The 22,627-nt window shown below is 70.6% G+C and carries 14 protein-coding genes and 2 pseudogenes; 10 read left to right on the top strand and 6 right to left on the bottom strand.

The features are described 5' to 3' along the window. Positions 1–124: 124 nt before the first annotated feature. The 3 genes from INQ48_30465 to INQ48_30455 all read left to right on the top strand — a co-directional run bounded on the left by INQ48_30465 (position 125) and on the right by INQ48_30455 (position 2,519). Positions 125–982 (top strand): ferritin-like domain-containing protein, encoded by an 858-nt coding sequence (locus INQ48_30465; protein QRF57556.1) that lies wholly within the window; start codon positions 125–127, stop codon positions 980–982. Between the two features lie 91 nt (positions 983–1,073). Further along, on the top strand, positions 1,074–1,967 hold the full coding sequence (locus tag INQ48_30460; protein ID QRF57555.1) for an RNA polymerase sigma-70 factor: 894 nt from the start codon (positions 1,074–1,076) through the stop codon (positions 1,965–1,967). 90 nt (positions 1,968–2,057) lie between these two features. Continuing rightward, positions 2,058–2,519 carry a carboxymuconolactone decarboxylase family protein gene (locus INQ48_30455; protein QRF57554.1) on the top strand — a complete coding sequence of 154 codons (462 nt, stop codon included), beginning with the start codon at positions 2,058–2,060 and terminating at the stop codon, positions 2,517–2,519. Positions 2,520–2,538: 19 nt separating this feature from the next. On the opposite strand, the pseudogene INQ48_30450 reads toward INQ48_30455, so the two are convergent. Both INQ48_30450 and glnE read right to left on the bottom strand, forming a co-directional pair. Further along, positions 2,539–3,719, bottom strand: a pseudogene (locus INQ48_30450) (septal ring lytic transglycosylase RlpA family protein). Further along, positions 3,712–6,528 (bottom strand): bifunctional [glutamate--ammonia ligase]-adenylyl-L-tyrosine phosphorylase/[glutamate--ammonia-ligase] adenylyltransferase, encoded by a 2,817-nt coding sequence (glnE, locus tag INQ48_30445; protein QRF57553.1) that lies wholly within the window; start codon positions 6,526–6,528, stop codon positions 3,712–3,714. The pseudogene INQ48_30450 and the gene glnE overlap by 8 nt, the downstream one beginning before the upstream one ends. A 25-nt stretch (positions 6,529–6,553) precedes the next feature. On the opposite strand from glnE, the pseudogene INQ48_30440 reads away from it, so the two are divergent. The 4 genes and pseudogenes from INQ48_30440 (at position 6,554) to INQ48_30425 (ending at position 14,516) form a co-directional block, all read left to right on the top strand. Beyond that, positions 6,554–10,929 (top strand): annotated as a pseudogene (locus INQ48_30440) (TIGR02099 family protein). Beyond that, complete coding sequence (locus tag INQ48_30435; GenBank protein QRF57552.1) at positions 10,926–11,741, top strand: carbon-nitrogen hydrolase family protein; 816 nt, start codon at positions 10,926–10,928, stop codon at positions 11,739–11,741. Before INQ48_30440 ends, INQ48_30435 begins: the two are co-directional and overlap by 4 nt. A gap of 11 nt (positions 11,742–11,752) precedes the next feature. Then, on the top strand, positions 11,753–13,846 hold the full coding sequence (locus INQ48_30430) for a PAS domain S-box protein (GenBank protein ID QRF57551.1): 2,094 nt from the start codon (positions 11,753–11,755) through the stop codon (positions 13,844–13,846). Positions 13,847–13,889: 43 nt separating this feature from the next. Further along, positions 13,890–14,516 (top strand): response regulator transcription factor, encoded by a 627-nt coding sequence (locus INQ48_30425; GenBank protein ID QRF57550.1) that lies wholly within the window; start codon positions 13,890–13,892, stop codon positions 14,514–14,516. Positions 14,517–14,577: 61 nt separating this feature from the next. On the opposite strand, the gene INQ48_30420 is transcribed toward INQ48_30425, so the two are convergent. The 3 genes from INQ48_30420 to INQ48_30410 form a co-directional block, all read right to left on the bottom strand. Next, on the bottom strand, positions 14,578–15,150 hold the full coding sequence (locus INQ48_30420; GenBank protein QRF57549.1) for an OmpA family protein: 573 nt from the start codon (positions 15,148–15,150) through the stop codon (positions 14,578–14,580). A gap of 109 nt (positions 15,151–15,259) precedes the next feature. Then, positions 15,260–15,922, bottom strand: a complete 663-nt coding sequence (locus INQ48_30415; GenBank protein ID QRF57548.1) for an OmpA family protein — start codon at positions 15,920–15,922, stop codon at positions 15,260–15,262. A gap of 195 nt (positions 15,923–16,117) precedes the next feature. Continuing rightward, on the bottom strand, positions 16,118–16,279 hold the full coding sequence (locus INQ48_30410) for a hypothetical protein (protein QRF57547.1): 162 nt from the start codon (positions 16,277–16,279) through the stop codon (positions 16,118–16,120). Here INQ48_30410 and INQ48_30405 point away from each other — a divergent pair. From INQ48_30405 to INQ48_30395, 3 genes are all read left to right on the top strand, one after another. Continuing rightward, on the top strand, positions 16,212–17,429 hold the full coding sequence (locus INQ48_30405) for an MltA domain-containing protein (protein QRF57546.1): 1,218 nt from the start codon (positions 16,212–16,214) through the stop codon (positions 17,427–17,429). The genes INQ48_30410 and INQ48_30405 overlap by 68 nt on opposite strands. A 203-nt stretch (positions 17,430–17,632) precedes the next feature. Further along, complete coding sequence (locus INQ48_30400; GenBank protein QRF57545.1) at positions 17,633–19,858, top strand: PhoX family phosphatase; 2,226 nt, start codon at positions 17,633–17,635, stop codon at positions 19,856–19,858. A gap of 223 nt (positions 19,859–20,081) precedes the next feature. Next, positions 20,082–22,085, top strand: a complete 2,004-nt coding sequence (locus INQ48_30395) for a DUF839 domain-containing protein (protein ID QRF57544.1) — start codon at positions 20,082–20,084, stop codon at positions 22,083–22,085. 18 nt (positions 22,086–22,103) lie between these two features. Here INQ48_30395 and INQ48_30390 read toward each other — a convergent pair whose 3' ends face one another. After that, positions 22,104–22,577, bottom strand: coding sequence for an Lrp/AsnC family transcriptional regulator (locus tag INQ48_30390; GenBank protein ID QRF57543.1), 474 nt, complete (start codon positions 22,575–22,577; stop codon positions 22,104–22,106). Positions 22,578–22,627 lie beyond the last annotated feature (50 nt).

The raw sequence follows: 22,627 nt of genomic DNA, 5'->3' as shown, positions 1-22,627 counted from the left end.
CTCCTGGTTCACAAAAAGGGGGGGCGCATCCGTGCCGCGACGGCGCACGTATCCGCATCATCGCGCGCCTGTCATGGATGCGCCAAACGTGCCGTTTAAAATCGGCGGCCTTAGAAAGATATAGATGCTCTATCCGGAACTCTTCAGACAGCTCGAATCCGTCCGCTGGGACATGGACAAGGACATCCCGTGGCAGTCGTTCGACGCTTCGCTGCTGTCCGAAGAGCAGGCGCAAACCATCAAGATGAACGCCATCACGGAGTGGGCGGCGCTGCCGGCCACCGAGATGTTCCTGCGCGACAACCGCCACGATAGCGATTTTTCCGCTTTCATGTCGATCTGGTTCTTCGAGGAGCAGAAGCACTCGCTGGTGCTCATGGAGTACCTCAAGCGCTTCAGCCCCCAGCACGCCCCCACCGAGGCCGAGCTGCACGAGGTGCGCTTCGACTTCGACCCGGCGCCCCCGCTCGAAACCCTGATGCTGCACTTCTGCGGCGAGATCCGCCTCAACCACTGGTACCGCCGTGCCGCCCAGTGGCACACCGAGCCGGTCATCAAGCACATCTACACCACGCTGAGCCAGGACGAAGCCCGTCACGGCGGCGCCTACCTGCGCTACATGAAGCGCGCGCTCGAGAAGTTCGGCGACGAGGCCCGTTCGGCCTTCACCAAGGTCGGCGTGCTGATGGCGAGCGCCCGGCGCACCGCCCAGGCGTTGCATCCGACCAACCTGCATGTGAACAAGGCGCTGTTCCCGAACGACACGATCCAGAGCCGCATGCCCGATCCGGACTGGCTCGAGCACTGGCTCGACAAGCAGATCAAGTTCGACGCCGTCTGGGAAACCAAGGTCGGCGAGCGCATCCTGCACAACCTGAGCCTGCTGATGAACCGCAGCTTCAAGACGGTCCAGGAACTGAACCGCTACCGCAAGGAACTGGCGGCCAGCCTCGGCCCCAAGCCCGAATACCAGGGCGCGTAAACCAGGACCGCAGAAAATCGCCCCGCACGCCGGGGCGATTTTTTTTGGGGCGCCCCTGTCACAAACCGGCAACGCCAGCCGTCTTGCTTCCATGGACGCCGCCACCCTCGCCTTCGACCGCCACCGCCCGCGCCTGCAGGGCATCGCCTACCGCATGCTCGGTTCCGTGGCCGAGGCCGAGGAGGTCGTGCAGGACGCCTGGCTGCGCTGGCACGAAACCGCCACCGAGGCGCTCGACAGCACCGAGGCCTGGCTGGTCACGGTCGTGACCCGGCTCTCCATCGATCGGCTGCGCGCGGCCAAGGTGCAGCGCGAGCACTACAGCGGCCACTGGATGCCCGAGCCCATGCTCACCGAGTCGCCGGTCACGCCCGAGCAGATGCTCGAGCGCGCCGACGACGTCTCGGTGGCCTTCCTGGCCGTGCTCGAGCGGCTGGCGCCCGAGGCGCGCGCGGCCTTCCTGCTGCGCGAGGTGTTCGACACCGACTACGACGAGATCGCGCGCATGCTCGGCAAGAGCGAGGCCGCCTGCCGCCAGCTCGTGCATCGCGCCAAGACCCAGGTGCAGGAAGGGCGGCCGCGCTACCGCGTCTCGCGCGAGACCCAGATGCGGCTGCTGCGCAGCTTCGCCGAGGCCTCGGCGAAGGGCAGCGTGCGCGAGCTCGAGGCCTTCTTCACCGAGGAGGCCGAGCTGGTCGGCGACGGCGGCGGCAAGGTCCAGACCTTCACGCACGGGCTGGTCGGCGCGCGCCGCATCGCGCAGCTCTATTTCGCCGTGCAGCGGCGCCACGCGGGCGGCGAGCCGGAACGCAGCGTGCGCACCGAGCTGGTCGACCTCAACGGCGAGCCGGGCCTGCTGCGCTTCATCGGCGGCGTGCTCGAGTCGGCCCAGACCTTCGAGTTCGACGGCGACCGCATCGCACGCGTGCGCGCGCAGCGCAATCCCGACAAGCTCGCGCGCATCGCCGCGGCCTTCGCGCGCTGATTTTTTTCGGACTTCGCGTCACAGGCCGGCGGGCCGGCGCGTCTTCAGTGTGTATCCCGATTTCATCGTCAACCACTGGAGAACAGCGCCATGAACACCACCCCCCGCCTCAACTGGTTCAAGACCGTGCCCAAGGCCTTCGAGGCCCTGCTGTCGGTCAACACCGCCATCGCCAACACCACGCTAGAGAAGAAGCTGGTCGACCTCGTGTTCGCCCGCGTCTCGCAGATCAACGGCTGTGCCTACTGCCTCGACATGCACGTGCGCGATCTGCGCAAGGAAGGCGAAGGCTGGCAGCGCATCAACAGCCTCCCGACCTGGCGCGAGATGAGCTTCTACGACGCGCGCGAGCGAGCCGCGCTGGCCTGGGCCGAATCGCTCACGCGCATGGCCGACCGCCACGATGCGCGCGATGCCGAGTACGAGGCGCTGAAGGCCGCCTTCAGCGACCTCGAGATCGCCGAGCTCACGGTCGCGGTGGCGCAGATCAATTCGTGGAACCGCATGAACGTCGCGATGCACGTGCCCGCGCCGGTCAAGCCGCTCGAATAAGAGCAGCGGCGGGCGCTTCTCAGCGCCGCTCGACCACCACCGGCGAGATGCGCAGGCTCTCGCGCACCTGCGACACCGCCTCGCCCGCTTCGCCGCGCGAGGCGAAGGGACCGGCCTGCAGCCGGTGCGTGCCGGCTTCGCTGAACACGCGCAGCTGCGGCGCGAGCGAGGGCAGGCCGCGCGCGGCCTGGGCGCGCAGGGTCTCGGCGCCGCCGCGTTCGCGGAAGGCACCGAGCTGAATCCAAAATCCGGCCGACGGCGTGTCGGGCCCGGCCAGCCAGAAAGCGCGGCCGCGGCGGCCACAGCGGCGGGCGACGGCCCGCTCGGCGGCGCGGACGCGGCCGGTGCCAGCGGCGGCAAGGTGTTCACCACCATCGGCGGGCGCGGTCCCGGCGGCTCGACCTCGTCGTCGGCGCCAGGCGCGGGCCCGGCCAGGGTCGACGGTGCCACCGGCATCGTCGACGCCTCGGGCGCGTTCGTTCCCACCGTCGAGACCCAGGCCGAGGGCACGGCCACCGGCGCGGGGGCCGCGCGGGTCGGCACCGGCGGTGGCGGCACGTAGACCGGTGCAGCGGGCGAGGGCGCAGGAGCGGGCGCCGCCGCCAGCATCGTGTCCGACCCGCGCCGCCAGGCGCCGGTGCGGATGTCCTCGTTCGTGATGCGCTCGATCTCCACCGGCGCCACGCCGCGCAGCAGGTCGAGCTTGAGCGCGGCCGTGTAGCTCAGGTCGATGACGCGGCCGTCGACGAAGGGCCCGCGGTCGTTCACGCGCACGATCGCCTCGCGGCCGTTGGCCGGGTTGCGCACGCGCACGTAGCTCGGCAGCGGCAGCGTCTTGTGGGCCGCCGTCATCGCGTACATGTCGTAGGGCTCGCCGCTGGCCGTCGAGCCCGCGTGGAACTTGCGCCCGTACCAGGAGGCCAGGCCCGACTCGCGGAACGGCCGGTCGTCGGTGATCGGCGTGTAGCCGCGGCCGAGCACGCTGTAGGGCTTGCTGGTTCCGCCGCTGCCGCGGATCGGCTCGATGCGGGGCTCGGCGTCTGGCACGCGCTCGAGGTTCGATGGCGGGCTGCTGCCCGGACCGTCGCGGCCACCGCCGCCGCGCGGCCCGCTCGCGCATCCCGCGAGCACGAGGGCGACAGCCACCGCACAGGCGGCGCAGGCCGCGCTGGGTCGGCGGGCGCCGCGCGCCTCAACCAAACACGGCCCTCCACAGCGCCAGCATCGCCTCGCGCTGCGTGGCCAGCGCGGGGGGCGTCACCTGCGTCGGCTCCTCGTTGAGGCGTGCGCGGTGCTGCACGCGCCGCAGCTCGCGGTAGGCCGCGGCCGCGTTGCGGCCCACGCCCGCGGGCAGCAGGCCGGCGTCTTCGGCGCGGATCAGCAGCGCGATGTTGCCGAGGTTGGGGATCAGTTCGGGATGCTCGCTCGAGGCCGACAGCACCAGGAACTGCACCGCGAACTCGGCATCGACCATGCCGCCGGGACTGTGCTTGACGTCGAAGCGGTCGGCCTTCACGGGCCGCGCGCCGCGCAGCTTGTCGCGCATCGCGATGATCTCGGCCTTCAGCGCCTCGCGGTTGCGCGGCGCCACCAGCACCGCCTCGCGCACCTGGTCGAAGCGCGCGCCCAGCTCGGCGCCGTGGTCCTCGCTGCCGAGCACGAAGCGCGCGCGCGTCATGGCCTGGTGTTCCCAGGTCCAGGCGGTGTTGCTGCCGCGGCCGAGCTGGTACTTCTCGTAGGCCTCGAAGCTGGTGGTCAGCAGGCCCGAGTTGCCGTTGGGCCGCAGCGCGGTGTCGATCTCGAACAGGTCGCCCTCGCGCGTCTTCACCGTGAGCCAGTTGATGAGCTTGCGCACGTAGGCCGCGTAGACCTCGCCGGCGCGCTCGTCGTCGTCGTCGTAGACGAACACGATGTCGAGGTCGCTGCCGTAGCCCAGTTCTTTGCCGCCCAGCTTGCCGTAGCCGATGATCGCGAACTGCGCCACCTCGCGGTGCCGGTTGCGCACATGCGGCCAGCACCAGCGGGCGGTCACGCGCAAGGTGGTGTCGGCCAGCGCGCTCAGGTCGTCGGCCACCTGCTCGACGGTGATGCGGCCGTCCACGTCGCGCGCCAGGGTGCGGAACACCTCGGCATGGTGCGCGTGGCGCAGCAGGTTCAGCAGGCGCTCCTCGTCGGCCTCGCCGGTGCGGCTCAGCGAGGCATGGCGCGCCTCGAGCTCGCGCTCGAACTCGGCGGCCACGAAGCGGCCCGAGAGCATCTCGTCGCTGGCCAGCTCGTCGATCACGCCCGGATGCTGCATCAGGTAGCGCGCCGGCCAGCGCGCCGAGCCCAGCAGGCGCAGCAGCCGTTCCTGCACCGCGGGCCGTTCGACCAGCAGCGCGAGGTAGCTCTCGCGGCGCAGCAGCGGCTCGATCCAGTCGGCCCAGCGCAGCGCGGCCTCGACAGGGTGAGTGGTCTGGCCCTGGCCGTCGCCGTCGGGTTCGCGCAGCCACTGGCCGGTGCGCTGCACCAGCTGGCGCAAGCGCGCACGCGTTTCGTCGCGCAGCGCCATCATGCGCGGCGTCTCGCACCAGTCCTTGATGCGCTCGGCGAAGGCCGGCGGCAGCTCGTCGAGCAGGTCCGACAGCTCGGCCGGCGCGGCCGCCTTGCGCGCGCCGCTGCACTTGCCGTTGCAGGGCTTGTCGCCGCCCAGCAGCTTGTCGAACTCCTGCGCGACGAACTCGCGGTGGGTGTCGAGCTGGGCCAGGAACGGGCAGCAGTCGGCATAGCCGAGCGTCTGCGCGATCCAGCGCAGGTCCTCGTCGGCCACGGGCAGCGCATGGGTCTGCTGGTCGTCGAGGTACTGGATGCGGTGCTCGACCCGGCGCAGGAACTCGTAGGCCGCGGCCAGCGTGTCGGCGGTTTCCTGCGGCATCAGGCCGGCGCGCGCGAGCCGCTGCAGCGCATCGAGCGTGGGCCGGGTGCGCAGCTCGGGGAACTGGCCGCCGCGCACCACCTGCAGCAGCTGCACGGTGAATTCGATCTCGCGGATGCCGCCGCGCGAGAGCTTCACGTCGTTCGCGCGCTCGGGCCGGCCGGCGCTGCGGCGCGCCGACTGCTCGCGGATCTGGCGGTGCAGCACGCGCAGCGAATCGAACACGCTGTAGTCGAGGTAGCGGCGGAACACGAAGGGCAGCACCGCGCCGCGCAGGCCCTGGGCCTGGCCCTGCGCGACCACCTCGGTGGGTGCGACCACGCGGCTCTTCATCCAGGCGAAGCGCTCCCATTCGCGGCCCTGCACCTGGAAATACTCCTCCAGCGCATCGAGCGAGACCACGGGCGGCCCCGAGTTGCCGTTGGGCCGCAGCGCCAGGTCGACGCGGAACACGAAGCCGTGCTCGGTGGTGTCGCCCACCAGCGCGTAGATGCGCTTAACGGCGCGCGCGAAGTACTCCTGGTTCGCGAGCTTGCCGCGGCCCTGCGGGTCGCCGGTGGTGTCGCCGTCCTGGTCGTAGAGGTAGATGAGGTCGATGTCGCTCGACACGTTGAGCTCGCGCGCGCCAAGCTTGCCCATGCCCACGATCCACAGCTGCGAGCGCTGGCCGTCGGCGCCCAGCGGCGCGCCGTGCGCCGCGTCGAGTTCGGCGCAGGCCTCGCGGCAGGCGGTGTCGAGCGCGAACTCGGCGAGCTCGGTGACCGCGGTGGTCACCACGGCCAACGGGGCCTGGCGATCGCAGTCGAGTGTGACAAGGCGTTCCATCACCAACTGCCGCACGATGCGCAGGGCATCGCCCACGCCGTCGCCGCGCGCGCGCAGTGCCTCGTAGGCCTGCGTCATCGATGCGCGGCGCGGCTCCCCCTCGGGCAGCAGCGCGAGCTCGCCCGCATAGCGGCGGCGCAGGCGCTGCACGAAGCGCGAATAGGAGGACAACGCGGGCTTGTCCGCGTCGGGGCTCGTCGATGCTGTAGCTGACAACTGATTCAAACTGGTGCTGGTTTCGGCGGAACCCGCCCCGATGGTGGCGGTCATAATTCCCGGCACAGCGCGATCCTCAATGAACGACACGGCGTCTTCCCCTTCACGTCTGCTCAAGATCACCGCTGTGACGGCGCGCTGGCTCCTGGGTCTTCTCGTGGCTGCGTGGCTTCTCCTGGCCCTGGCAGTCGTGGTCCTGCACGCGTGGATTGTGCCGCGAATCGGCGATTACCGTGGTGCGCTGGAGGCGCAGGCCAGCAAGGCGATCGGGGTGCCGGTGCGCATCGGTTCGATCACGGCCCGCTCGGGCAGCCTGTTCCCCGCCTTCGAGCTGCGCGACGTGGTGCTGCAGGACGCGCAGCAACGCGAGGCGCTGCGCCTCGTGCGCGTGGTGGCCAGCGTCTCGCCGCGCTCGCTGTGGCGCTTCAATTTCGAGCAGCTCTACATCGAGGGCCCGGCGCTCGACGTGCGCCGCGACACTCAGGGAAAACTCCATGTCGCGGGCCTGCACATGTCGACCGATACGACCGGAGAGACCCGCGCCGCCGACTGGTTTTTCGCGCAGCGCGAACTGGTGATCGAGGGCGGCACGGTGCGCTGGACCGACGAGCAGCGCCAGGCCGAGCCGCTGATGCTGACCGACGTGCGCTTCGTGGCGCGCAACGGCGGCCGCCGCCATGGCCTGCGCCTCGATGCCACGCCGCCGGCCGGCTGGGGCGACCGCTTCACGCTGCGCGGCGAGTTCCGCCAGCCGCTGCTGTCGGTGCGCACCGGCCGCTGGCAGACCTGGGACGGCCAGATCTACGCCGACCTGCCCTACATCGACGTGACCCGGCTCGGGCGCTACGTGTCGATCGACGCGCGCATCCGCGAGGGCAACGGCGCGCTGCGGCTGTGGGCCGACGTGGACGAGGGCCAGATCGTCGGCGCCGCGGCCGACCTCGGGCTCGACCGCGTCGACGCCTCGCTCGGCCAGGGGCTGCAGCCGCTGGTGCTGCGCGCCGTCACGGGCCGGCTCGCGGGCCGGCTCACGGTCGACACGATGGAGTTCTCGACCACCGCGCTGCAGTTCGACACCGCCGACGGCCTGCGCTGGCCCGGCGGCAACCTCTGGCTGCAGCACACGCCGGCCAAGGGCCGCACGCCCGAGCACGGCGCGCTGCGCGCCGACCGGCTCGACCTCGCGGCGCTGGCGCTCATCGCCGACCGGCTGCCGCTCGGAGACGCCACCCACCGCGTGCTCGATGCCTACGGTCCGCGCGGGCTGGTCGAGCGCATCGACCTGAACTGGCAGGGCTCGCTCGGCGCGCCCGACCGCTACCAGGCCAAGGGCCGCATCAGCGGGCTGCGCATCGCCTCGCAGGCCGGCGCGGCGCCGGCGGAGACCCCTGCTGTCGCACCCACCACGCCCGCCACGCCCACCACGCCTGCGGTCAAGCCGCCCGCGCCGGCATCGCCGACGGGCACCGCGACCACCGCCGCGGTCCCTCCGCGCGTGCACCCCGGCACCCCCGGCCTCAGCGGCGCCACGCTCGACTTCGACGCCACCCACGCGGGCGGCACCGCCACGCTGGCGATCGCGCAGGGCGGGCTCGAATTCCCCGGCGTGTTCGAGGAGCCCGCGATCCCGGTCGACCGGCTCTCGGCCCAGCTGCAGTGGAAGATCGACAACGGCAACACGCAGCTGCAGGTGTCGAAGCTGCGCTTCGCCAACGTCGATGCCGAGGGCGATGCCGAGGCCAGCTGGCGCACCAGCGACCCGGCCACCTCGAGCAGCAAGGCGCGCTTTCCCGGCGTGCTCGACCTGCGCGGCAAGCTGACCCGGGCCGACGGCACGCGGGTCTATCGCTACCTGCCGCTCGACATCCCGCAGCACACGCGCGACTACGTGCGCGACGCGGTCACCAAGGGCGTCGCGAGCAGCGTCGACTTCCGCGTGCGCGGCGACCTGCACGACATGCCCTTCATGGACCCGCGGCTCGGCGAGTTCCGCATCGCGGCCAGGGTGCAGGACGTGCACTACGCCTACGCGCCGCCGCACGTGCCCGCGGCCGCCACTGCTGCAACCGCCGCGCCGGCACCCGCGCGCGGCACCGCGGCCGCCCGCGTCGCCGCCGCGCCCACCCCCTGCCGACCGTCGCCCCGCCCGCCGCGCCCAGCGTGGCCCAGTGGCCCGCGATCACCGGCCTGTCGGGCGAGCTGATCTTCGAGCGCGCCGGCATGCAGGTGCGCAACGCGCGCGGCCGGCTCGCGGGTGCCACCGCCATCGAGGTGTCGAAGGCCGAGGCCCAGATCCCCGACATGTCGCACCACGCCGCGCTGCTCAAGGTCGACGCGCAGGCGCGCGGGCCGCTGGGCGAGTTGCTGCGCGTGGGCGCGCCGCTGGCCGGCGACGCCGGCGAGTTCCTGCGCGGCGTGCGCGCCAACGGCGTGGCCGACTACAAGCTGCACCTCGAGCTGCCGCTCGAGGCCATGGACAAGGCGAAGGTGCAGGCCAGCGTGGCCTTCGGCGACAACAACGAGGTGCAGCCGGTGCCCGAGGCACCGCTGCTGACCCAGGCCAGGGGCACGCTGAACTTCACCGAGACCGGCTTCGCGCTGGCCGGCGTGCAGGCCCGGCTGCTCGGCGGCGACGTGCGCATCGACGGCCGCGGCCGCTACACCGGCCCGGCCGCGAGCCACGAGCTCGCGATCCGCGCGCAGGGCAGCGTCAGCGCCGAGGGCATGCGCGCCGCGCGCGAGGTCGATTGGCTCGCGCGGCTCGCGAAGAAGGCCACCGGCGCCACGCCCTACACCGCGAGCTTCTCGATGCGCGACGGTGCCTCCGAGTTCTCGGTGGCCAGCAGCCTGCAGGGCCTGGCGCTGCAGCTGCCCGCGCCGCTCGCGAAGAGCGCCGAGGAGCAGATGCCGCTGCGCATCGAGAAGAAGATCGTGCAGCGCGAGGCGCGCGCCGGCTCGGCGGGCAGCGCGGGCGCGGCCAGCGTCGCCACGCAGGACCAGATCGGGCTGGAGATCGGCCGCGTCGGCTCGGTGCAGTACGTGCGCGACATCTCTGGCAGCGAGCCGCGCGTGCTGCGCGGCGCCATCGCGGTCGGCCTCGCGGCCGGCGAGACCGCGAGCGTGCCCGAGCGCGGCGTGCTCGCCAACATCAACCTCGCGCGGCTCGACATGGCGGCCTGGCAGGCGGCCTTCGGCGAAGCCACCGGCGCGAGCGACGCCGATGTGCAGGCCGCGGCCGGCGACGAGGCCTCGCCCTACCTGCCCACGCGCATCGCAGTGCGCGCGCAGCAGCTCGGCGTGGCGGGCCGCACGCTGCACGAGGTGGTGCTCGGCGGCACGCGCGACGGCGCGCTGTGGCGCGCCAACATCGACGCCACCGAACTCAGCGGCTATGCCGAGTACCGCCACGCCCAGGCCGGCCGGCTCTATGCGCGGCTCGCGCGGCTGAAGATCGCGCCGAGCGAGGCGCCCCAGGTCGAGGCCCTGCTCGACGAGCAGCCCGGCACCCTGCCCGCGCTCGACATCGTGATCGACGATTTCGAGCTGCTCGGCAAGCGCCTGGGCCGCGCCGAGATCGACGCGGTCAACCGCGGCGGCGTGGGCCGCGAATGGCTGCTCAACCGGCTGAGCTTCACCATGCCCGAGGCCAGCTTCGTGGCCAAGGGCACCTGGGCCGCGATCCCGGGCTCGGGCGGCGGCGGCCGCGCCGAGCAGCGCCGCACCGCCATGACCTTCCGGCTCGACATCAACGACGCCGGCGTCCTGCTCGGGCGCTTCGGCATGCCCGGCGTGCTGCGGCGCGGCAACGGCCGGCTCGAGGGCAACGTCGACTGGCGCGGCTCGCCGTTCTCCATCGACTACCCGAGCCTGGGCGGCCAGCTCGGCGTGAACGTCGAGTCGGGCCAGTTCCTCAAGGCCGACCCGGGCCTGGCCAAGCTGCTCGGCGTGCTGAGCCTGCAGGCGTTGCCGCGCCGGCTCACGCTCGACTTCCGCGACGTGTTCAGCCAGGGCTTCGCCTTCGACTTCATCCGCGGCGACGCGAAGATCGCCAACGGCACCGCGAGCACCAACAATCTGCAGATGAAGGGCGTGAACGCCGCCGCGCTGATGGACGGCTCGGCCGACATCGTCCACGAGACGCAGAACCTGCGCGTGGTGGTGGTGCCCGAGATCAACGCCGGCACCGCCGCGCTGGTGGCGACCGCGATCAACCCGGCCATCGGCCTCGGTACCTTCCTCGCGCAGTGGGTGCTGAGCAAGCCGCTGTCGAACGCGGCCACGCAGGAGTTCCAGATCGAGGGCACCTGGGCCGACCCCAAAATAGCGAAGGTGGCGCGCCCGCTGCTGCCCACGATGTCGAACAACCTGCCGCACCTGCCGGCCATCCCCAGCCTGCCGGGCATTCCGGGGCTGCCGGCCGCGGGCGAGGGCAGGAGACCGGAGACCACGCAATGAAAGTCGCAGCCATCCAGATGGTGTCGGCCATCGCCCGCGAAGCCAACCTGGCCCGCGCGCACGACCTGCTCGCGCGGGCCGCCGCCGAGGGGGCCGAGCTCGCGGTGCTGCCCGAGTACTTCTGCATGATGGGCGCGCGCGACACCGACAAGCTGGCCTTGCGCGAGACCGCCGGCGCGGGCACGGTGCAGGGCTTCCTGGCCGACGCGGCGCGCGAGTTCGGCCTGTGGATCGTGGGCGGCACGCTGCCGATCGAGAGCCACGATGCCGACCACGTCTTCAACAGCTCGCTGGCCTTCTCGCCCGAGGGCAAGTGCGTGGCGCGCTACGACAAGATCCACCTGTTCTTCTTCGACAACGGCCGCGAACGCTTCGACGAGCGCCGCGTGATCGCGCCGGGCGCCGAGCCGGTGCTGTTCGAGCTGCCCTCGCGCGACGGCCATGCGTGGCGCATCGGCCTGAGCGTGTGCTACGACCTGCGCTTTCCCGAGCTCTACCGCGCGCTCTCGCGCCAGGGCGCCGACCTGCTGCTGGTGCCCAGCGCCTTCACCCACACCACGGGCGCCGCGCACTGGGAGGTGCTGCTGCGCGCGCGCGCCATCGAGAACCTGGCCTGGGTGGTCGCGCCCGCGCAGGGCGGCACGCACGAGAACGGCCGCCGCACCTGGGGCCAGTCGCTGATCGTCGATCCCTGGGGCACGGTGGTCGCGCAGCAGGCGAGCGAGGAGGGCGTGGTGCTGTTCGACATCGACACCGCCCGGCTCGAGCGCGCGCGCACGCAGCTGCCCGCGCTGTCGCACCGCATCCTGTAGGGCCGGGCGCGATGGCGGTGGATGCGTCCGATCTCGCGCCGCCGGAGCCGGCCTATGCGCCGCCACCGCTGCCGGTGCCGCCCTACCGCCGCCTCGTCGTCGGCTTCGCGCGCCTGCGCTCGCTGTGGCAGCGCTGGTTCCTCTGGCTGCTGCTCGCGATCCTGGTGCTGGCGCTGCTGGTCACTGTGGTCTGGCTCGCGGGCAAGCACGAGGTCGAGCAGGTGCAGGCCGCGCTCGACCGCGACACCGCCGATGCCGTGACCGACCTGCGCAGCGGCCTGCAGCGCAATGCCCAGAGCCTGCGCGCCACGCAGGCGCCCGGCCCCGACCGCTCGCACTGGCCCGAGGCCGCGGCCGCGCTGCTGCGCGAGCACCGCGAGTGGCTGCGGCTCGAATGGCGCGACGCGCAGCTGCGCGCGCTCGATGCCGTCGACACGCCCTACCGGCTGCACGTGCTCGATCCCGCGAGCCGCACGGCCGAGCAGTCCGACGTCTCGCTGGCCTGCGCCGCCGCGCGCAAGCTCGGCACGCCCGCCTACTCGCCGAGCCACTACGTGCCGCTGGGCGGCGGTGGCGGCATGGAGGTGATGGAGCTGTGCGTGCCGATGGACACCGGCGGCGGCTTCCTGGTGGCCAGCTACTCGCTGCGCGACACGCTGGCCGAGCTGGTCGGCCCCACGCTCACGCGCGGCCAGGAAGTGGCCTTCACCGAGACCGACGGCACCCGCCTCGTGGCCATCGGCACCGCGCGCCGCGTCGGCACGCGCGTGTTCACCGCGCAGCAGCTGATCGACCTGCCCGGCGCCGCGCTGATGCTGCGCGTGGACGGCTGGCGCGCCGCGCCCGACCTGTTCCCGAACGTGCTGACCGCGCTGGTCACGGCGATCTCGATCGCGCTGGTGTCGGTGCTGGTGCTGCTGGCGCGCGACACGCGGCGGCGCCTGCGCGCCGAGCGCGACCTCGCCGATTCGCTGGCCTTCCGCAAGGCGATGGAGGACTCGGTCATCACCGGCCTGCGCGCGCGCGACCTGCAGGGCCGCATCACCTACGTCAACCCGGCCTTCTGCGAGATGGTGGGCTTCAGCGCCGAGGAACTGATGGCGCGCGAGGCCAACGACGCGCCCTACTGGCCGACCGAGCTCGCGCACGAGTACCAGCAGCGCCAGGCGCGCCGGCTGGCCGGCGGCATGCCGCCGCGCGAGGGCTTCGAGTCGGTCTTCATGCGCAAGGACGGCACCCGCTTCCCGGTGCTGATCTTCGAGGCGCCGCTGCTCAACGCGCAGCGCGTGCAGACCGGCTGGATGAGCGCCTTCATCGACGTCAGCGAGCAGCGCCGCATCGAGGAGCTCTCGCGCGCCAGCCAGGAGCGGCTGCAGGCCAGCGCGCGGCTGGCCACCGTGGGCGAGATGGCCTCGCTGCTGAGCCACGAGCTCACCCAGCCGCTGGCCGCGATCGCCAGCTACGCCACCGGTTCGCTCAACATGCTCGGCCCCGATGCGCGCGGCGAGCAGGGCGAGGTGGCGATGGCGGTGCGCCGCATCGCCGAGCAGGCCGACCGCGCGGGCCAGGTGATCCGCAGCGTGCACGACTTCGTGCGCCGGCGCGACCGCACGCGCGAGGCGGTCGCGCCGCAGGCGCTGATCGATGCCGTGCTGCCGCTGGTGCGGCTGCAGGCGCGCAAGCTCGGCGTGATCATCGAAGTGGTGCTCGAGGACCGGCTGCCGGCCGCGATGTGCGACCGCACGCTGGTCGAGCAGGTGCTGCTGAACCTCGCGCGCAACGCGATGCAGGCCATGGACACGGCCGACAACATCGGCAACCGCGTGCTGCGGCTGCGCGTGGCGCGCGCGGTGGCGGTCGGCGGCAGTGGCGTCGACGACGCGCGGCGCTGGCTCGAGTTCTCGGTGGCCGACCTCGGCAGCGGCATCGGCGAGGAGGTCGCCGCGCGCCTGTTCACGCCCTTCTTCACCACCCGCGCCGACGGCATGGGGCTGGGCCTGAGCCTGTGCCGCACCGTGGTCGAGCAGCATGGCGGCGCGCTGATGTTCGAGGCGAATCGCCCGCGCGGCACCGTGTTCCGGTTTACCCTCCCGGCCGCGGCCTGATGCCGCCGTTCCCGACCTTTTTTCGATTTCCTTCCCGACCGATATGCAACCGCTGATCGATGGCCTGATCTTCATCGTCGACGACGACGCCAGCGTGCGCGAGGCGCTGGCCTGGCTGCTGCGCTCGCGCCGCCTGGCGAGCGAGCACTACGGCAGCGCCGAGGCCTTCGAGCAGCGCCTGGCCGAGGGCCCGCTGCCCGAGCAGCCGCTGTGCCTGCTGCTCGACGTGCGCATGCCCGGCACCAGCGGGCTGGTGCTGTTCGACCGGCTGGTCGAGCGCGGCCTGCTCGCGGCGATGCCCGTGATCTTCCTGACCGGCCATGCCGACGTGCCGACCGCGGTCGACGCAGTGAAGCGCGGCGCCTTCGACTTCTGCGAGAAGCCCTTCTCGGACAACGCGCTGGTCGACCGCATCGAGCAGGCGCTGCTGCTGTCGCAGGACGCGCTCGAGGCGCGGCGCGCGCGCCGCGGGTTGTCCGACCGCATCGCCGAGCTGACTGAGCGCGAGCGCGACGTGATGCGGCTCGTGATCGAGGGGCTGCCCAACAAGCTGATCGCCGACCAGCTCGCGATCAGCGTGCGCACGGTGGAGGTCCATCGCGCGCGCGTGTTCGACAAGATGGAAGTGAAGTCGGCGGTCGAGCTCGCGAACAAGCTGCGCGGGCTCTGAGCGGCGCGTAAAAAAGCCCTCCGCGCGGGGAGGGCTGGCGATGCGCCGGTCGGGGCGGCGCTCAGGCCTTCTCTGCCACGAACAGTTCGACGCGGCGGTTCTGCGCGCGCCCGGCCACGGTGCCGTTGTCGGCCACCGGCTCGCGCGAGCCGCGGCCGTCGGTGGTGACGGCGGTGGTCGACACGCCGCGGCCCACCAGGTGGTTGCGCACGCTGTCGGCGCGGCTCACCGAGAGGCGCTCGTTGCCTTCCTCGCTGCCGGTGTTGTCGGTGTGGCCGATCACGCGCACGCTGGCGGCGGTGGCGCTCTTCAAGCCATCGGCGACCTTGTCGAGCACCTGCGCCAGGTTGCGCTTGACGTTGGCGCGGCCGGTGTCGAACGACAGCTCGTTGGGAATCACGAGGTGCAGCTGGTTGTCGGCCGTCTGCTCGATCACCACGCCCGTGCCCTTGGTGGCGGCTTCCAGGTCGGTCTTCAGCGTCGCCAGCCGCGCGGTCCAGCTGTTGGCGGCCGGAGCCTCGGTCTTGGCGGCGGGCACGGCCCCGTCGGCCGGCGGCGTGGACGATTGCGAAGCGCAACCGGCGATGAACAACAGCACGGCTGCGGCCGCGCTCGAAACAACGAGCTTCCTCATGAATATTCCCTCGAATGAACCATTGGACAAGACGTGGATGTGGGCGCCGGTGGTCCGGCGCGCCTGCCTTCCCTGCAGGTGGTCGGCCGCCTCGGCGGCCGGCCGGTCGTCAGCCGCGCGGACCGCGCTCGCCGACGTAGATCTCGACGCGGCGGTTCTGTGCCCGGCCCGCGTCGCTGTTGTTGTCGGCGATCGGCTCGTGCGAGCCGCGGCCCTCGATGCGGAAGATGGCCGCGTTCACGCCGCGTGCCACCAGGTAGTCGCGCGTGCTCGCGGCACGGTCGACCGACAGCGGGTTGTTGATGGCGTCGGAGCCGGTGCTGTCGGTGTGGCCGATGATGCGCACCTCGGCGGCCGGGTTGTTGCGCAGGCCGCTGGCGAACTGGTCGAGCACCGGCGCGAAGTTGGGCTTGATGTTCGAGCGGCCCACGTCGAAGGAGACGTCGCTCGGGATCGCGAGCTTCAGCTCGTTGTTGGGGGTTTGCGTCACGGCCACGCCGGTGCCCTGCGTGGCGGCTTCCATCTGGCGCTTCTGCGCTTCCATGCGCTGCGACCACAGGTAGCCGCCGAGCGCGCCGGCCGCCGCGCCGACCACGGCACCGGTGCCGATCGCACCGCGGTTGCCGCCGGTGGCCGAGCCGATGACCGCGCCGCCCAGGGCGCCCGCGCCCGCGCCGATGGCGGTGTTGCGTTGCGTGTCGGACATGCCGCCGCCCGCGCAGCCCGCGAGAACGATGGCGAGCGAGGTGGTGGCGAGTACGAGTTTTTTCATGGCGATCCCTTTCGAGGTTGATTCAAGCGGGCACAGCTTAGCCTTGCGACGGCTGCGATGGTACGGCTTCCGAAGCCGCGCTGAAACACCCCAACCCTCGAAAAGCCCCGTGATTCCTCGCTGGATTGCTACCAAAGTAATAGCCGAGACGACCTTCTCCGACAGCGCGCGTCGACCCGGGACTGCACGACGAATTCACGGATGCGGCGGCGGGTCTTGTTCGTCCTTCGCGTCCCCCGTCCGGGGCTCGTCCTCCTCGTGCAGCTCGCCCTTCTTGCGGCCCGAGAACATGGTCCACCAGACGATGCCGATGAACAGGAGTCCGGCCGCGAGGGCTTCAAGCAAAATCAAACCCATGAGAAATGGACTCCAGTGGCTGGTTGGGCTCGCGATCGTAGCAACGCTGGCCGGCTGCTCCGTCGGGCCGCGCGTGCCCGACACCCCCACCCGACCCCCCGTCGTGCAGCCGCCGCGCGACCTCGGCCCCCTCACCGGATCGATGACCCATCCCAAGAGCCGCTGGGTGCCCGTGGGCTGGGCCGAGCTGCCGGGCTTCGGCGAGGACCCGCTGCACGAGGCCTGGATCGCGCTGGTGGCGAACTGCTCGCGGCCCAATGCCGCCTTCGCGCCGCTGTGCCGCGAGGTGCGCCAGCTCGCGATCGCGACCCTGGACGAGCAGCGCCAGTGGATGACGCAGCGGCTGCAGCCCTACCGCGTCGAATCGCTGGCCGGTTCGAGCGAGGGCAAGCTCACCAGCTACTACGAGCCGGTGTACGAGGCCTCGCGCGTGCCGACCGCGCAGTTCAACGTGCCGCTCTACCAGGTGCCCGCGGGCTTCGTGCCGCGCCGTCCCTGGTACACGCGCCAGGAGATCGAGACCCTGCCCGAGGCCCAGGCCGCGCTGCGCGGGCGCGAGATCGCCTGGATGGCCGACCCCATCGACGCGCTGATGCTGCACATCCAGGGTTCGGGCCGGCTGCGCCTGACCGAGCCCGACGGCTCGCAGCGCACCGTGCGCATGGCCTTCGCCGGCACCAACGAGCAGCCCTACCGCAGCGTGCAGCAGTGGCTGATGTCGCAGGGCGTGAGCCGGGTCAGCCGCTGGCCCGACGACACCAAGGCCTGGGTGGCGCAGAACCCGCAGCGCGTGTCGCAACTGCTGTGGAGCAACCCGCGCTACGTGTTCTTCCGCGAGGAGGACCTGAGCGAGGTCGACGCCGCCTTCGGCCCGCGCGGCGCCCAGGGCGTGCCGCTGACCGCGGGCCGCTCGATCGCGGTCGACCGCGAGAGCATTCCCTACGGCACGCCCGTGTGGCTGGCCTCGGCCGGCCCGTCGGCGCAGCTGCAGAAGCTGGTGGTGGCGCAGGACACCGGCAGCGCCATCGTCGGCGCGGTGCGCGCCGACTACTTCGCGGGCACCGGCGCCGATGCCGGGCGCTTCGCGGCGAGCATGAACCAGTCGCTGCGCCTGTGGGCGCTGTGGCCGAAGCAGCTGCCGCCGCCTTGAATCGCCGATCGAATCCACGAAGGGGGCTCGCAGCCCCCTTTTTTTTCGTCCCGGCTGGCGCCGTCGCATGACGGCTTCGTGACAACCTCAAAAACGCGTATCGATTGAACCTGACCGGAGGCTGAGTAATTCACGGGACTGTCATCCGTTCTGCCTAACTTCGCGGGCTGGCTACTTTTCAACCCACGAGAAAGACAGCGCGCATGACCGCACCTACCCGCGACGACCCTTCGTACGATCTCGACGACGTCGGCACCAATCCCAGCAAGAACCCGTCGTTCAACGACCTGATCGCTTCGCGCCTGAGCCGCCGCCATCTGTTCGGCCTGGGCGTCGGCACCGCCGGCACCGCGCTGCTGCAGGCCTGCGGCGGCGGTGGTGGCGGCGGTGGCGGGTTCCTGCCCATCGTCCCGCCCCCGCCCGCGCCGGCACCCCCGCCGCCCGCGCCCCCGGCACCGCTGAAGCTCAACTTCAACCCCGTGGCCAAGAGCCTGGCCGACGTGGTCACCGTGCCCGCCGGCTACACCGCCAGCGTGCTCTATCGCCTGGGCGACCCGATCGCCGCCGGCGTGGCCGCGTACAAGAACGACGGCACCGACGATCCGGCCACCTACGACCGCCGCGCCGGCGACCACCACGACGGCATGACCTTCTTCGGCATGAACGGCTCGAACAAGTGGGACGCCGCCAACGCGACGCGCGGCCTGCTGGTGATGAACCATGAAGCCATCACGCCGTCGTTCCTGCATCCCAACGGCCAGACCGTCGTCGGCGGCGTGCGCACCGTGGCCGACGAGGTCAAGCGCGAGTTCTACCTGCACGGCGTGAGCGTGATCGAGGTCAACAAGAGCGGCAACAGCTGGAGCTACAAGCAGGACTCGAGCTTCAACCGCCGCGTCCACACGCTGACCGAGATGACTTTCTCGGGCCCGGCCGCCAAGACCGACTACCTGAAGACCAAGTTCTCGACCGACGGCAGCAAGACCCGCGGCACGCTCAACAACTGCGCCAACGGCACCACGCCGTGGGGCACGTACCTGACCTGCGAAGAGAACTGGGCCGGCTACTTCCGCCGTGTCGCCGCCACCGACGATGCCAAGCGCAGCGCCAAGGAACTCAAGTCCTTCAGCCGCTACGGCGTCGCCAGCACCGGCCGCGAACTCTGGGCCACCGTCACGCCCGACACCGCCGACAACCAGTACGGCCGCTGGAACACCGAGGTGCTCGGTGCCAGTGCCACCGCCGACTACCGCAACGGCCACAACACCTACGGCTGGGTGGTCGAGATCGATCCCTTCAACCCCTCGAGCACGCCGAAGAAGCGCACCGCGCTGGGCCGCTTCGGCCACGAAGGCGCCTGCCTCGGACCGGTCGTGGTCGGCAAGCCGCTGGTCTGGTACATGGGCGACGACTCGCGCAACGAGTACATCTACAAGTTCGTCTCGACCAAGAACTGGGATGCGGCCGACATCGGTGGCGGCATGGCCGCCGGCGACAAGTACATGGACGACGGCCGCCTCTACGTGGCGCGCTTCGAGGCCGACGGCACCGGCAAGTGGCTCGAGCTCAAGCTCGGCGTCAACGGCATCACCTCGAGCAACACCAACTACGCCTTCGCCGACGCGGCCGACGTGGTGATCAATGCCCGCCTGGCCGCCGATTCCGCCGGCGCGACCAAGATGGACCGTCCCGAGTGGACCGCCGTGAATCCGAAGAACGGCGACGTCTATGTGACGCTGACCAACACCAACGCGAGTTCGCGTCCGATCGCCTCGACCGATGGCGCCAACCCGCGCTTCTACAACGACAAAAAGGGCACCTCTGACCAGAAGGGCAACCCCAACGGCCACATCGTGCGCTTCGCCGACGACAACGCCGACCCGGCCGCGCTGAGCTTCAAGTGGGACGTCTACCTGTTCGGCGCGCGCTCCACCGCCGCGGCCGACGTCAACGTGTCGCAGCTCTCGGCCGACAACGACTTCTCGAGCCCCGACGGCATGTGGTTCAGCCATGCCGCCCCGGGCCTGCTGTGGCTGCAGACCGACGACGGTGCCTACACCGACGTCACGAACTGCATGCTGCTGGCGGCGCTGCCGGGCAAGCTCGGCGACGGCGGCGCGAAGGTGATCACCAACACCGACGGCACGACCACGCTGACGCAGAACACCTTCGTGGGCAAGGCGCCCGGCACCGACGGCCTGCGCCGCTTCCTCGTGGGACCGAAGGACTGCGAGCTGACCGGCATCGCCGAGTCGGGCGATGGCCGCGCGCTGTTCGTGAACATCCAGCATCCGGGCGAGAACACGCCAGTCGCCGACCTCGGCGACCCGGCCAAGTTCATCAGCCACTGGCCCCAGGGCGGCAATGCCCGCCCGCGCTCGGCCACGCTGGTGATCACGAAGGACGACGGCGGCCTGATCGGCCTCTGAAACCCCATACCGCGGACCGGCTCGCCGGTCCGCGCATGGGGCTCCCGGGTGGGAGTGACATGCGGATGTCGTCGCATCCGCGTGCGCGGTGTCACGGCCTTGTCATGTGCGATGCACGTCGTCGTCACAGTAGTTAACTAAGGTTCGCGACTGACCGGCGGCGGAGAGAAACAGAGGCTGCACGGTCATCCCACGACACCCCACGACAACTCGGGAGAAATCCATGTCCGATTCCACCAAGGCGCAATCCGGCGCCTCGCGCCGTCACGCCCTCAAGCTGCTGAGCGCAGCACCGATGCTGCCGCTCGGCGGCGTTGCCTTCCTGACCGCCTGCGGCGGTGGCGGCGGAGGCGGCAACGGCTTCCTGCCCATCGTTCCGCCCCCGCCCGCACCGCCGCCGGCTCCCGCCGCGCAGTTCGTCTCGGCCGAATTCATCGGCATGCCGGCGCCTTCGCTGGCCAATCCCGCCGCCATGGCGACCACCACGGTCGGTTCGACGCTCAAGGTCTCGTTCGACAACGGCAGTTCCACCGAATACCGCCTGGCCTACCACCCCTTCTTCCAGACCGGCGACATGGTGCCGGACGGCAAGGGCGGCAAGATCCTGGCGGGCGGTTACTACGACATCAAGAACCAGCCCATCATCGACAAATCGGTCGTGGGTTCGGAACGCCAGTTCTTCTCCGACGCACCGGACGGCAGCTCGCTGCTGAGCCTGCCCAACGCCAACGTGCCCGGCATCAAGGGCAAGCCGGTGTTCGCGGTCGTGCAGTTCGAGTACATGACGAAGAACTTGAAGGGCGAGGGCACCTACGGCCAGCTGCCGTCGCCGATCGCCGTGCTCACGCTCGACCAGGACCAGACCACCGGCAAGCTCGAACTGGTCAAGTACCACAACGTCGACATGTCCAGCGCCCACGGCCTGTGGATCACCTGCGGCGCAAGCCTCTCGCCCTGGGGCACCCACCTGTCGAGCGAGGAGTACGAGCCCGACGCCTTCACCGCCTCGACCAGCGCGCAGTTCAAGGGCTACAGCAAGAACGTGTTCGGCGACGAGACCACGGCCCGCGCCTACCACTATGGCCACCTGCCCGAAGTCACCGTGAATCCCGACGGCACCGGCAGCGTCAAGAAGCACTACTGCCTGGGCCGCATCTCGCACGAGCTGATCCAGGTCATGCCCGACAACCGCACCGCGCTGATGGGCGACGACTACACCAACGGCGGCCTGTTCATGTTCGTGGCCGACAAGGAGAAGGATCTTTCGGCCGGCACGCTGTACGTCGCGAAGGTAGGCACCGGCTTCTCGATCGACCCCGCCGCCGCGGGCGCCGCACTGACCTGGATCCGCCTCGGCCACGCCACCAGCGCCGAGATCGAGGCCTTCGCCAACACGCTGCTGCCGACCGACATCATGGACGTGAAGTTCACCGATCCGGCCAATGTCTCCTACACCCAGATCTTCGCCGACGGCGTCAAGCAGTGGGTCAAGCTGGTGCCCGGCATGGAGAAGGCTGCCGCCTTCCTCGAGACGCACCGCTACGCCAACCTCGTGGGCGCCAGCATGGCCTTCACCAAGATGGAAGGCACGACCGTCAATGCCAAGGACAAGATTGCCTACTCGGCACTGGCCAACATCCAGTCGTCGATGGTCAAGGGCAACGCTGCGTGGCGCTCGGATCTCAACGTCACGGTCGAAAAGGCGCTCGTGGCCGGCGGCGTGATGGCCCACAACCTGACCGGTGGCCAGAAGGACACCGGCGGCGCCGTGATCAACAGCGAATGGGTGCCCGTGAAGACCAAGGCCTTGATCGTGGGCGAGGACCTCGACACGGCCGACAGCCTCGGCAACAACGCCAATGCGGACAAGATCGCCAGCCCCGACAACATCAAGTTCTCGGAAAAGATGCGCACCCTGTTCATCGGCGAGGACAGCGGCAACCACGTCAACAACTTCCTGTGGGCCTACAACGTCGACACGAAGAAGCTCTCGCGCATCCTGTCGACCCCGACCGGTGCCGAGTGCACGGGCCTGCACGCGGTCGACGAGATCAACGGCTGGACGTACATCATGAGCAACTTCCAGCATCCGGGCGAGTTCATCAAGACCGCCAGCAGCGACGTCAAGAAGCTCGAGACGCTGATCAAGCAGAACTACAACCAGGGCTACAGCGCCGTGGTGGGTTACCTCACGGCCGATCCGGCGCAGCCGAAGCTCTCGAAGTAATCGGCCCTGCCGAAGTGATCAGGACGGCGCTGTCGGCAACGGCAGCGCCGTCTTGTATCGCACCTGCTTGAGCGCAAAGCTCGAGCGGATCTTCTCGATCCCCGGGATCGGCGTGAGCTGCTCGAGGATGAATTTCTCGAGCGCCGCCATGTCTGCCACCGCGATGCGGATCAGGTAGTCGCTGTCGCCGGTCATCAGGTAGCACTCCATCACCTCGTCGTGCTCGGCGATGCGCTGCTCGAAGTCGGCCAGCGACTGCTTGCTCTGCGTCGTGAGGCTGATCGAGATGAACACGTTGAGGCCGAGGCCCAGCGCCTTGGCGCTCGCGAGCGCCACGTAGCGGTCGATCACGCCCTCGGTCTCGAGCAGCTTCACGCGCGCGAGGCAGGGCGAGGGCGACAGGTGCACGCGGCGCGCGAGTTCCACGTTCGACAGCGCGCCATCGCGCTGCAATTCGTCGAGGATGCGCAGGTCGATGGCGTCGAGTTGCATGAAATGCCGTGAACTGAAGGGTTGGCGGAATTTTATGCCTCAACCACGTC

Source organism: Variovorax paradoxus (assembly GCA_016806145.1).
GTDB lineage: Bacteria > Pseudomonadota > Gammaproteobacteria > Burkholderiales > Burkholderiaceae_C > Variovorax.
Note: the sequence above shows the minus strand (reverse complement) of the source record. Positions and strands in the feature narration are given on the sequence as shown.

What these genes read in the sequence shown, in the direction of transcription:
- glnE (QRF57553.1), bottom strand. Translation starts at nt 6,528, where the DNA reads ATGACCGCCACCATCGGGGCGGGTTCCGCCGAAACCAGCACCAGTTTG.
- INQ48_30420 (QRF57549.1), bottom strand. Translation starts at nt 15,150, where the DNA reads ATGAGGAAGCTCGTTGTTTCGAGCGCGGCCGCAGCCGTGCTGTTGTTC.
- INQ48_30400 (QRF57545.1), top strand. Translation starts at nt 17,633, where the DNA reads ATGACCGCACCTACCCGCGACGACCCTTCGTACGATCTCGACGACGTC.
- INQ48_30425 (QRF57550.1), top strand. Translation starts at nt 13,890, where the DNA reads ATGCAACCGCTGATCGATGGCCTGATCTTCATCGTCGACGACGACGCC.
- INQ48_30455 (QRF57554.1), top strand. Translation starts at nt 2,058, where the DNA reads ATGAACACCACCCCCCGCCTCAACTGGTTCAAGACCGTGCCCAAGGCC.
- INQ48_30390 (QRF57543.1), bottom strand. Translation starts at nt 22,577, where the DNA reads ATGCAACTCGACGCCATCGACCTGCGCATCCTCGACGAATTGCAGCGC.
- INQ48_30460 (QRF57555.1), top strand. Translation starts at nt 1,074, where the DNA reads ATGGACGCCGCCACCCTCGCCTTCGACCGCCACCGCCCGCGCCTGCAG.
- INQ48_30465 (QRF57556.1), top strand. Translation starts at nt 125, where the DNA reads ATGCTCTATCCGGAACTCTTCAGACAGCTCGAATCCGTCCGCTGGGAC.
- INQ48_30435 (QRF57552.1), top strand. Translation starts at nt 10,926, where the DNA reads ATGAAAGTCGCAGCCATCCAGATGGTGTCGGCCATCGCCCGCGAAGCC.
- INQ48_30395 (QRF57544.1), top strand. Translation starts at nt 20,082, where the DNA reads ATGTCCGATTCCACCAAGGCGCAATCCGGCGCCTCGCGCCGTCACGCC.
- INQ48_30410 (QRF57547.1), bottom strand. Translation starts at nt 16,279, where the DNA reads ATGGGTTTGATTTTGCTTGAAGCCCTCGCGGCCGGACTCCTGTTCATC.
- INQ48_30430 (QRF57551.1), top strand. Translation starts at nt 11,753, where the DNA reads ATGGCGGTGGATGCGTCCGATCTCGCGCCGCCGGAGCCGGCCTATGCG.
- INQ48_30415 (QRF57548.1), bottom strand. Translation starts at nt 15,922, where the DNA reads ATGAAAAAACTCGTACTCGCCACCACCTCGCTCGCCATCGTTCTCGCG.
- INQ48_30405 (QRF57546.1), top strand. Translation starts at nt 16,212, where the DNA reads ATGGTCCACCAGACGATGCCGATGAACAGGAGTCCGGCCGCGAGGGCT.